Below are 10,398 nucleotides of genomic sequence, written 5' to 3' on the forward strand. Positions count from 1 at the left end.
GAAACATTTGCATTATATATTAAAGCAAAGTACAAAGGATGCATTGCTCAGCTGGTTTGCAGTAGGAGATTATAAGAAGCGCGCCAATGTGGTAGGAGGACGTGAGACAGCAAAGCCTTCGGAGGTTCACGACCGCATGAAGAAGCTGCTTGACGTGTATAACGATATAGAGGATGTATCCTTTGAGGATATAGTAGCTTTTCATGCCGAGTTTGAATCAATTCATCCATTTCAGGATGGTAATGGAAGAGTCGGCAGGCTTATAGCATTAAAGGAATGCCTGAGACATAATGTTATACCTTTTGTCATTGAGGACAGTAAGAAAGGCTTCTATTACAGAGGACTGTCGGAATGGAGAAAAGAAAAGGGCTGGCTTCTCGATACATGCCGTGACGGACAGGATGCATTTATAAAGCTTCTGGATATGCTTGATATACCGCATGAATAAAAGTGAACAGGACCAAGCAAAAGCGTAGTTGATGAGACAATCATCAACTACGCTTATTATTTTATTTATACGATATAGCTATACGTTTTTCTGCAACGATAAACATTATTTTTCAAAACAAATTGTATACAAAATATAAAGCTGGGTTTTCTCAAAATGGAATCATGTCTTTGTGTCGTGTGCAAATCTCTTGTATACAAAAAACGGCTTAATAAAATTAAGCTAAAGTGTCTAAAAATTGTGAAGAATGAAGTTTAGGAGACAAAAAAGTTAAGTATAACAGAATACGTATATTTTCGTTGTTATTTATACTGCAGGGGTATATAATGCGAAACATAGACAGGCAATGGCGCCTGCAGGGCAAGCGCCTAGCCTGTTTTCATTTTGGCAGTATCTCATTGATGGCAGGACCACGATGTTCGATTACCGTAGAAAAGACAATCTGCGTTTTGGTTTTGCCGAACTTCTGCAGCTCGTTGAGGAAGGCATCCAGCTTTTCCGTACTGGGAAAGACCGCTTCGAGCAGCATGGAGTAATCACCTGTAACAAAGTTGCACCCGATGACGCAGCTTTGATTGCGGATGAACGGGTAGAAAGTGTCTTTATCCATCTGATGCACTTCCAGATTAATGAAAGCTTTAATATGGAAGCCGAATTTTTTGTTATCGACTATCGCGTGAAAGCCGGTAATGTACTGCGCGTCTATCAGCCGCTGTATGCGCGCTGAGACGGCGGGGGAGGAAAGAAAAACCTGACGGGCGATTTCCTTCAACGGGGTTCGGGCATCCTGCTGGAGAATCTCGATGATTTTGTAGTCGATATGATCCGGCTGGTCGCTTTTCATGAATATCCCTTCTTAACAGTGGAGTGAGACATAGCATACCTTCAAAATCTTAATTAAATTAAGCTGGACACTTAAAGTAAAGATACTACTACGCTATATCACTTAAGATTATAACACAAGATGGATGTCAGATAACAGTAAAGAGGGGGATCTAGTATGGAGAGCATTGAGAACATTATCCTTAGGCATTCGAAACGCGGAATGCTTAAGCTCAAGGAACACATGGATGAGTCGTACTGCGAGCTGGCGGCACGTGAAATCATGTCATGGGAACCGGGTGTCATTTTCCTTACGACGGGTTTTTATGTAGCAGGTTATCCTGAGACAGACGGCCCGGCAGGAACGGTTGTACTTGCTCAGGCTTTGAAGAAGCTTGGCTGGGAGCCGGTCATCGTCACGGACAGCGCTTATGCGGTTCTGTTTACGATTCGTAATATTGCAGTCGTTCCGGTAGATGTGGATTTCACGGAGGACGATTTCAGAAACATCATTACGCGTTACCGTCCGGTAGGCATGATAGCTGTAGAGCGCTGCGGCATCAATGTGCGTGATGACTATGAGAACATGCGCGGCAAATCCATCAAGGAGCATAATGCTCCAACGGATATTCTGTTTGAGCTTGCTCCGGAGTATTCAATCCGCACTGTCGGCGTCGGCGACGGCGGCAATGAAATCGGAATGGGCTGCATGGCTGATGTCATTCAGAAGGAGCTGAGCCTTGTTCCGTGCCGCGTATCGGTTGACCGTCTTGTTATTGCAAGCGTTTCCAACTGGGGCGCTTACGGTATTACGGCATACCTTTCCATTCTCAGCGGTCTTCCGCTTCTGATGTCTTTCTCGGATATTTATTCCTATATATCCCAGACAGTTGAGATCGGAAGCGTTGACGGTGTTACGCATGAGCGTGTACCGCATGTTGACGGATTCGGTGAAGATATTGAGAAAGAAATTGTAGACGCTCTGCATGCGGAAGTTTCGCAAAGGATTGTCTGTTAATCATAAATTCGAAAACCACTACAGGAGGAATATTCTAATGAAAAATCTTGGGTACTATAACGGTAAAATCGGTGAGCTGGAGAGCATGTCAATTCCTATGAACGACCGCGTTCATTGGTTCGGTGATGGTGTTTATGATGCAGGTCCTAGCCGTAACTACAACATTTTCGCTTTGGATGAGCATGTTGACCGCTTCTTCAACAGCGCAGCACTGATGGATATCGTTATGCCGGTGACCAAGGACGAGCTGAAAGAGCTTCTGCAGAAACTTGTTCTCATGGTTGATACAGGTGATTTGTTTGTTTACTATCAGGTAACGCGCGGTACGGGCATCCGTAACCATGCATTTACCGAAGGTCCGGGCAACCTCTGGGTTATGCTCGTACCGGCAAAGATTTCTGATGGCACGAATCCGATTCAGGTCATCACGGAAGAGGATAAACGCTTCCTGTACTGCCATGTAAAGACTTTGAATCTGCTTCCTTCTGTTTTGGCTGCTGAGCATGCAAAGAAGGCAGGATGCCAGGAGACTATTTTCTATCGCCACGGCGGACGCGTTACGGAATGTGCGCACAGCAACTGCCATATCCTGAAGGACGGCAAGCTGTTCACTGCTCCGACGGATAATCTGATTCTTCCGGGTATTGCCCGCGCTCATCTTATCCGCAAGTGCAAAGAGCTTGGCATTGCAGTAAGCGAGACTCCGTACTATCTCAAAGACCTCATGGAGGCTGATGAGGTTCTCGTAACAAGTTCCTCTAACTTCTGCCTGAGAGTTGAGACAGTAGATGGAAAGCCTGTCGGCGGAAAGGCTCCTGAGCTTTATGAGAAAATCCGCAAGGCTGTCCTTGATGAGTTCCTTGAAGCAACGAACGAGCCGGTTAAGGCTTAATGTCTTAACAGACATGCTGATTCTAAAACCAAAGGATAAAGTCGGGGGCGGAAATGTATGGAAATGAGAATCATGCCGGAAGGAGACCGGGCGCTGGTTGTTGATTTCGGAGAGTACATCGACGAAACAGTCAACGATTCCGTTAACCGTTTGGCACGCAAGATTCAGGAGCATCATCTTGACGGTATTCAGGAGATGATTCCCACATTCCGGTCTCTGTTGATTTTGTTTGACCCGGAGCGTACTTCAATGAGAAGGGTACGCTCCGAGATTGAAAGGTTGGATATAACCGCGTCGGAAAGTGAGAGCAAAGAACGCAGGATTCTCCGTATTCCCTGCTGCTACGGCGGGAAATACGGTGAGGACCTGAAGGACATGGAGCAGGTTACAGGTCTTTCAAGAGAGGAAATCATAAGCATTCACTCGGGTACTGATTACTGCGTGTACATGCTGGGTTTTCTTCCGGGATTTGCTTATCTCGGCGGACTTGATGAGAGAATAGCTGCACCGCGGCTGAAAACGCCGCGTCTCTCTATTCCGGCAGGGTCTGTTGCCATAGGAGGAAATCAGACGGGAGTTTATCCCATCGATTCTCCGGGGGGCTGGCGCATTATCGGTTCAACGCCTATTGCTTTTTATGATCCGTCAAAGGAGAATCCGATTCTCTGCAAGGCGGGAGATTATATCCGTTTCGTACCTATCCGTGAGGATGAGTACGACGAAATTCGTGAGCATCCGGAGGCGTGGGTATGAGCAGTATACGCGTGCTTTCACCGGGAGCATTGACCACCATTCAGGACCGCGGACGTTATGGCTATCAAAGCAGCGGTATCCGTCCATGCGGTGCAATGGATTTGGATGCATACGAAACTGCGGTACGTCTCGCAGGAGGCGGAGATGCAGTTCTTGAAATGACAATGCTTGGTGTTACCGTGGAGTTTCAATCCCGTATGATTTTTGCGCTTACGGGTGCGGATATGCCGGCAACGCTCGACGGTTTGCCCGTTCCGCGCTATAAGCGAATGGGAGCCTGCCCGGGGCAGGTTTTGAAGATCGGTGCAGCCGCTAACGGGTGCAGAGGTTATCTGGCATTCTATGGAGGCATACAGGTTCCAAAGGTCATGGGAAGCCGTTCCACAGATATGAAATGTCATATCGGAGGAATGGAAGGAAGACCTGTTAAGGCCGGTGACCTTCTGGAGGCTGCTGAGCCTGATGAGAAAACCTTTTCTTCACTGTTGGCGGAGGATCTTACCGCAGATGAGGTTAAATATTCATCTGATATAGAGGTCAGGGTAATACCGGGACCGCAGGACGAAGCCTTCACAGAAAAGGGCTGGAATGATTTTTTGAGTTCATCTTATGAAATAACGCCGGACAGTGACCGCATGGGACTTCGTCTGGCGGGGCTGCCGATTGAGAGTAAAGCGGGCACGGATATTGTTTCCGACGGTATCGTGTTCGGTTCGATTCAGGTAACGGCGGCCGGGAATCCAATCGTACTGATGGCAGACCATCAGACCACCGGAGGCTATGCAAAGATTGCTACGGTGCTGTCGCTGGATTTGCCGATGCTTGCACAGGCACGGCCCGGTGATAAAGTACGTTTCCGTAAAATTTCTGTTGAGGATGCGCAGAAGCTGCATGAAGGACCTTCCTTTTTTGCAAAGCTTATGAAGCAGCTTCAGAGGATGTTTGGATAACGCAGCGGTGGGTAGAAAAGAGGGTATACACATGGATTATGGAGCAATGACACCTGCGGAGGTGCGTCGGCTCATACGCAAGGGCGAGATTACATCGCAGACCTCCGGAATGTGCAGAGGCTATGCTCAGGCAAACCTCGTTACAATTCCGAGAGAGCACGCTTATGATTTTCTTCTCTTTGCCCAGCGCAATCCGAAGCCATGTCCGATCCTTGAGGTCAGCGACACAGGTTCAAGAAAGCTTCATCAAATTGCAGAGGACGTGGATATCGCAAAAGATTTTCCAAAATACCGCGTCTATAAAAAAGGCGAGCTTGCCGGGGAATACACGGATGTCTCAGAGCTTTGGAGAGACGATTTCGTAAGTTTCCTCATAGGCTGTAGCTTCTCGTTTGAGAGTGACCTTCTGGCGGCGGATGTACCTGTCCGACAGATAGAAGAAGGGCGAAATGTTCCGATGTATCGCACGAACATTCCCTGCGTACCGGCAGGCATTTTCAAAGGAAATATGGTCGTTTCCATGCGGCCGATTCCTCATGAGCTGGTACCTAAGGCAGTGCTCATAACGGGACAGATGCCGAGAGTTCATGGGGCGCCGGTTCATATCGGTACTCCGGAGGCAATCGGAATCAATGATTTAATGCATCCGGATTACGGAGACATGGTCACCATAAGGGAAGGGGAAGTTCCCGTATTCTGGCCTTGCGGCGTAACTCCGCAGAATGTAATCATGGAATCCAAGCCGGAGTTTGTAATCACTCATGCGCCGGGACATATGCTTATAACCGACGTAAAGAATGTTAACCTTAAATACTAAGCCGATGGGAGGTGAGCGAATGGATGCAGTGGATTTGAATTGTGACATGGGCGAAAGCTTTGGAAATTATACCTGCGGAATGGACACTGATATCGCGGAATATATTTCCTCAGCAAACGCGGCATGCGGTTTTCATGCGGGCGACCCGTTGGTTATGGAGAAAACGGTAAAGCTCTGCAAGAGTAAAGGCGTTGCCGTGGGCGCGCATCCGGGGTTTCCTGATCTTGTGGGATTCGGCAGACGCCAGATGCAGGTCGCGCCTGATGAGCTTCGGACGCTTGTCATGTACCAGGTGGGGGCACTGAAAACCTTCTGCGATGCCGCAGGTATAAAGCTGCAGCACGTAAAACCGCATGGTGCAATGTACAACATGGCAGGGAAAGATGAGGCCATGGCGCAGGTAATCTGTGAAGCAATAAAAGCTGTCGATCCGTCGCTGATCTTGATGGGGCTTTCGGGCTCTATGCTTCTCAAGGCGGCGAAAGCGACAGGATTGAGAGCTGCAAGCGAGGTTTTCGCGGACCGAGCTTACGAAGAAGACGGCTCTCTGGTCGCCCGTTCGAAACCGGGCGCGGTGATAACAGATGAGGACGAAGCTATCGAAAGGGTTGTGTCGATGGTTCGTGATCATAAGGTAAAAGCCATAACCGGAAAAGAGATTGAAGTACAGGCGGACAGTATCTGCCTGCACGGTGACTCTGTGAAGGCATTGGTCTTTGCCAAGAAAATAAGTCAGACACTCAGGGAAAAGGGAATAAAAATCGTCCCCTTAGGGGAGGTGGTATCCTAAGGGGATTTAGAAAGGGTTATGGATTTTATGCTTAGGTGTGAAAGGGGTCTTTAAAATGGATGTATCAAAGTTGCTTGCGGATATCAATAATTTCGTGTGGGGACCTATAATGCTGGCCCTGCTTGTCGGAACAGGAATTTTTCTCACGGTCCGTTTGAAATTCCTGCCATGGAGAAATCTCGGATATGCTATTCAGATGATTTTCCGTCAGAAGAACAAACATGAAGGAGATATTTCCCCGTTTCAGTCTCTCATGACGGCGCTTTCCGCGACTGTCGGAACAGGAAACATCGTTGGTGTATCAACAGCCATGGTACTCGGTGGACCGGGTGCTCTGGTTTGGATGTGGATCAGCGCGGCGTTCGGACTTTCTACGAAATACGCTGAGTCTGTTCTTTCGGTTAAATACCGCGAGACGAACAGCGTCGGTGAAATGGCCGGCGGCCCGATGTACGCTATGAAGCACGGTATCGGCAATAAATTCATCGGAAGCACGATGGCAGCATTGTTCGCAATCTTTGTTGTTTTATCTTCCTTTGGTATCGGCAATATGACGCAGGCAAACTCCATTGCTGCGGCACTTTCGTCGAGCTATTCCATCCCGACATGGGTGGTGGGCGCTATCATAATGGTTGCTTCCGTTGCTATTCTGGTACGTGGCATTCACAGCATTGGTAAAGTTTCCAGTATCATTGTTCCGTCCATGGCAGTGTTCTATTTCATCGCTGCAATGGTAGTCATCATTGTAAACATTTCCGCAATTCCGGCAGGTGTTGCTGAAATGTTCCGTATGGCTTTCTCCTTTGAATCGGTTGCAGGCGGTGTCGGCGGTTCTATAGTTGCATCTGCACTTACATCCATGCGCTGGGGTGTTGCCCGCGGTGTATTCTCCAACGAAGCAGGTCTCGGTTCTGCTCCGATTGCTGCAGCAGCAGCACGTACTGACCATGCATCCCGCCAGGGCTATGTCAACATGACGGGTACATTCTTCGATACGATGATTGTCTGCATGCTCACAGGTCTTGTTATCGCTTCTACGGGTGTTCTCGGCACGATTGATCCGGCTACGGGCAAGGTCGTTTCCGGCGCACAGCTTACTATTCTCGCCTTCAGCAGCGTATTCGGTGAATACGGCAAGCTTATTGTTTCCATCGCTCTTTCACTGTTTGCTTTCTCTACAATTCTCGGCTGGGAGTACTACGGTGAAAAAGCTCTTGAGTATCTGATCAAAAACCGTAAGGTCATCATGGGATACCGTGTAGTATTCGGTCTCATCACATTCATCGGTGCTACGACGGCTCTCGAAGTCGTTTGGAACTTCTCCGATACGATGAACGGCCTCATGGCTATCCCGAACCTTATCTGCCTGCTCTGGCTGCACAACGACATTGCCAAAGAGTGCTTCGAGTATCAGGAGGCTGTCGTTGTACGTGAAAAGAACGGCGAAGATGTCGACTTTTCCGCAGAGCCCGAAGATTTAGAGACGGTTCACTGATGAGTCTGGGGATTTGAGTTAATAAAAATGAAGGAGCCTTGCGGGATTCAACCCGCAGGGTTCTTTTTTTACGTGTGCTTTGGTAAAATAGGGAAGGCAGGGTAAAAATCTACAGTGAAGTGAGGTTTTGGAGAATGGATGCTATTTTTACAAGAAACAGCGTGAGAAAATTTACCGACGAGATGCCGACGGAGGAACAGATAGAGCGGCTTTTGAGGGCTGCAATGGCTGCTCCGTCAGCAAAAAATCAGCAGCCGTGGGAATTCTTTATTGTGACGAATGAAGAATGTCTTGTAAAACTATCTGAGGCGACACCGTACAGCATGTGCGTGAAAAACGCCCGGATTGCATTTGTCCTCGCTTCGAGACGGGACGGGCTGAATGCGCCTCAGTACCGTGATATTGATATGGGAATAGCTTCGGAGAATATTCTGCTTGAGCTTGAGGCACTCGGGCTTGGCGGAGTAATGATAGGAGTAAGTCCTATTCCGGAAAATATGGAGCATGTCAGAAGTGCGCTGAACATGCCGGAAACGCTTATACCGTTCACCATAATCCCTTTCGGATACCCTGCAAAGAAGCGTCCTTTGGAGGACCGCTATGATGCTTCGCGCGTTCACCGCGTGAAATAATACAAATATCCATGCAGAATTTGGAGGAAGAAGAATGGAACTTAATTTGGACATGATGTTAAAGCCTGAAACACAGGAGGCAAGAGAGGCTGCGATGGAAGCTCTGCGTACCGTATGCAAGATGGCATCGGACAAGATGACAGATCAGGAGATAGACGCTTCTCTGCACGCTGTCACGGAATACCTTACAAAGGCAGCAAACGACTGCTATGACCGTGGTATGCGTGACGGAATTAAATTCGGAGCAGAGCAGGTAATGCAGCAGATGGCTGCACAGGCAGCGCAGGCTGAATAAAGAACATAAAAAAGGGGCATCGGTACAAAGCCGATGCCCTTTTATCTTATACGCGTATTTATTTTTCAGGCTTCCAACGGCTGCGGAGAAGTGAAATCTCTTTGGCGTAACCCTCGCTGTCATTAGGGGTTTCAAGGATGAACGGAAGTCTGCAGAGAATCGGGTGGTTTATGACTGCGGTCAGAGCGTCAAGCCCGATTGCGCCCTCGCCAATACATGCATGGCGGTCTTTCTTGCTGGAGCGCGGATTAAGGCTGTCATTCAAATGAATTGCCTTAAGGTGGTCAAGGCCGATAATATCGTTAAACTCAGCGATAACATCATCCAGGTGGGATACAATATCATAGCCTGCGTCCCATATATGGCAGGTATCAAGGCAGACACCTACATGATCCTTCAGCTCTACACGTTCAATGATAGCGGCGATTTCCTGAAATGTTTTGCCGATTTCCGTACCTTTGCCCGACATTGTTTCGATAAGAACTGTCGTGTGCTGTGTGGGCTTCAGCGCATAATTCAAAAGTGCCGCGCAAAGCTCAATGCCTGTCTGCGCGCCCTGACCTACATGGCTGCCCGGGTGGAAATTGTAATAGTTGCCGGGTGTCATTTCGAGACGGCGGAGGTCATCTGCAATGGTCTCACGGGCGAAGGTACGAAGCGTATCCTTTGCCGCGCAAGGATTCATTGTATAAGGCGCATGAGCAATAATATGCGCTATGCGGTTTTTCTTTGCGAATGCGAGGAAATCTTCTATATCTTTCGGATTCAGCTCTTTTGCTTTGCCTCCGCGTGGATTACGTGTAAAAAAGGCAAACGTATCCGCCCCCTGCGCAACGGCTGCCTGCCCCATGGCAAGGTAGCCCGCGGAAGATGAGATATGGCTGCCGATTCTGAGCTGTTCCTTCATACTGCTGTGTCTCCTCTGTTTCGTTAGTTGTACTATTATAACGCATTCGTTCCCTTTTTGCCAGAGGCAAAACCTCCTCTGTCAGTGTTTCAGCAGAGATGAACCCGGCTTTAGCCCTGTTATGATGCAAGACAAGCAGAAAAACTAAATAACAAGTATGAAAATATGTATTTAATAATAAAAGGACGGTCGTGAGACCGTCCTTCTGAGTATGTGTTTTACCTTGCGGCAACTTGCAGTTCCTCTTCCTCCCAGTCATTTGGGCCTTCATTTGAGAGCCCGAGTTTTTTGAGGATTGCGAGGTCGCCTTTGATTGTTGTTCCGCAGGTTGTAAGCATATCGCCGCTGATGCTGGCGGAAGCACCGGAAATAAACGCCTTCTCTCCGTTGTCCGGCATGACCTTGCGTCCTGCTGCAAGGCGGATATTTGCTTCCGGGTTGATGTAGCGGAAGAATGCAATGGTGCGCATAACATCCTCTGCAGGAATCTGCGGACGATCCTCAAGAGCAGTGCCCTTAATCGGCATAAGAGCATTGATGGGGATGGAGTAGATGTTAAGCTCCGCAAGGCTGATTGCC

Annotated in this window: 12 protein-coding genes and 1 pseudogene; 10 read left to right on the forward strand and 3 right to left on the reverse strand. The window is 48.4% G+C overall.

The genetic code is table 11. From position 1 onward, the window contains the following. The coding region (locus tag ACY69O_RS08335) for a Fic family protein (protein WP_462333008.1) at positions 1 to 448 on the forward strand (448 nt) is incomplete at its 5' end. 379 nt (positions 449 to 827) lie between these two features. On the opposite strand, the gene ACY69O_RS08340 is transcribed toward ACY69O_RS08335, so the two are convergent. After that, a complete protein-coding gene (locus tag ACY69O_RS08340) occupies positions 828 to 1,292 on the reverse strand; it encodes an Lrp/AsnC family transcriptional regulator (RefSeq protein WP_462333009.1) in 465 nt (154 codons plus the stop codon). Positions 1,293 to 1,448: 156 nt separating this feature from the next. On the opposite strand from ACY69O_RS08340, the gene ACY69O_RS08345 reads away from it, so the two are divergent. From ACY69O_RS08345 to ACY69O_RS08385, 9 genes are all read left to right on the forward strand, one after another. Further along, positions 1,449 to 2,288 (forward strand): DUF4392 domain-containing protein, encoded by an 840-nt coding sequence (locus ACY69O_RS08345; protein ID WP_462333010.1) that lies wholly within the window; start codon positions 1,449 to 1,451, stop codon positions 2,286 to 2,288. A 37-nt stretch (positions 2,289 to 2,325) separates the two neighbouring features. After that, positions 2,326 to 3,180, forward strand: a complete 855-nt coding sequence (locus ACY69O_RS08350) for an aminotransferase class IV (RefSeq protein WP_462333011.1) — start codon at positions 2,326 to 2,328, stop codon at positions 3,178 to 3,180. A gap of 57 nt (positions 3,181 to 3,237) precedes the next feature. Continuing rightward, the gene (pxpB, locus tag ACY69O_RS08355) at positions 3,238 to 3,933 is read left to right on the forward strand and encodes a 5-oxoprolinase subunit PxpB (protein ID WP_462333012.1); all 696 of its coding nucleotides are present in this window, start codon (positions 3,238 to 3,240) and stop codon (positions 3,931 to 3,933) included. Next, the gene (locus ACY69O_RS08360; RefSeq protein ID WP_462333013.1) at positions 3,930 to 4,883 is read left to right on the forward strand and encodes a 5-oxoprolinase subunit C family protein; all 954 of its coding nucleotides are present in this window, start codon (positions 3,930 to 3,932) and stop codon (positions 4,881 to 4,883) included. Before pxpB ends, ACY69O_RS08360 begins: the two co-directional genes overlap by 4 nt. A 31-nt stretch (positions 4,884 to 4,914) precedes the next feature. Then, positions 4,915 to 5,700 carry a putative hydro-lyase gene (locus ACY69O_RS08365; protein WP_462333014.1) on the forward strand — a complete coding sequence of 262 codons (786 nt, stop codon included), beginning with the start codon at positions 4,915 to 4,917 and terminating at the stop codon, positions 5,698 to 5,700. 19 nt (positions 5,701 to 5,719) lie between these two features. Then, complete coding sequence (locus tag ACY69O_RS08370; RefSeq protein WP_462333015.1) at positions 5,720 to 6,490, forward strand: LamB/YcsF family protein; 771 nt, start codon at positions 5,720 to 5,722, stop codon at positions 6,488 to 6,490. Between the two features lie 55 nt (positions 6,491 to 6,545). After that, a complete protein-coding gene (locus ACY69O_RS08375; RefSeq protein WP_462333016.1) occupies positions 6,546 to 7,985 on the forward strand; it encodes an alanine/glycine:cation symporter family protein in 1,440 nt (479 codons plus the stop codon). Between the two features lie 134 nt (positions 7,986 to 8,119). Further along, positions 8,120 to 8,617 carry a nitroreductase family protein gene (locus tag ACY69O_RS08380; RefSeq protein WP_462333017.1) on the forward strand — a complete coding sequence of 166 codons (498 nt, stop codon included), beginning with the start codon at positions 8,120 to 8,122 and terminating at the stop codon, positions 8,615 to 8,617. Positions 8,618 to 8,651: 34 nt separating this feature from the next. Further along, entirely contained in the window at positions 8,652 to 8,912 is a 261-nt protein-coding gene (locus ACY69O_RS08385; RefSeq protein WP_462333018.1) for a hypothetical protein, read from the forward strand. Between the two features lie 58 nt (positions 8,913 to 8,970). Here ACY69O_RS08385 and ACY69O_RS08390 read toward each other — a convergent pair whose 3' ends face one another. Beyond that, the gene (locus ACY69O_RS08390; protein WP_462333019.1) at positions 8,971 to 9,819 is read right to left on the reverse strand and encodes a deoxyribonuclease IV; all 849 of its coding nucleotides are present in this window, start codon (positions 9,817 to 9,819) and stop codon (positions 8,971 to 8,973) included. Between the two features lie 218 nt (positions 9,820 to 10,037). After that, positions 10,038 to 10,398: pseudogene (locus ACY69O_RS08395) on the reverse strand (hypothetical protein); the annotation flags it as partial.

Source organism: Schwartzia sp. (in: firmicutes), assembly GCF_978017985.1.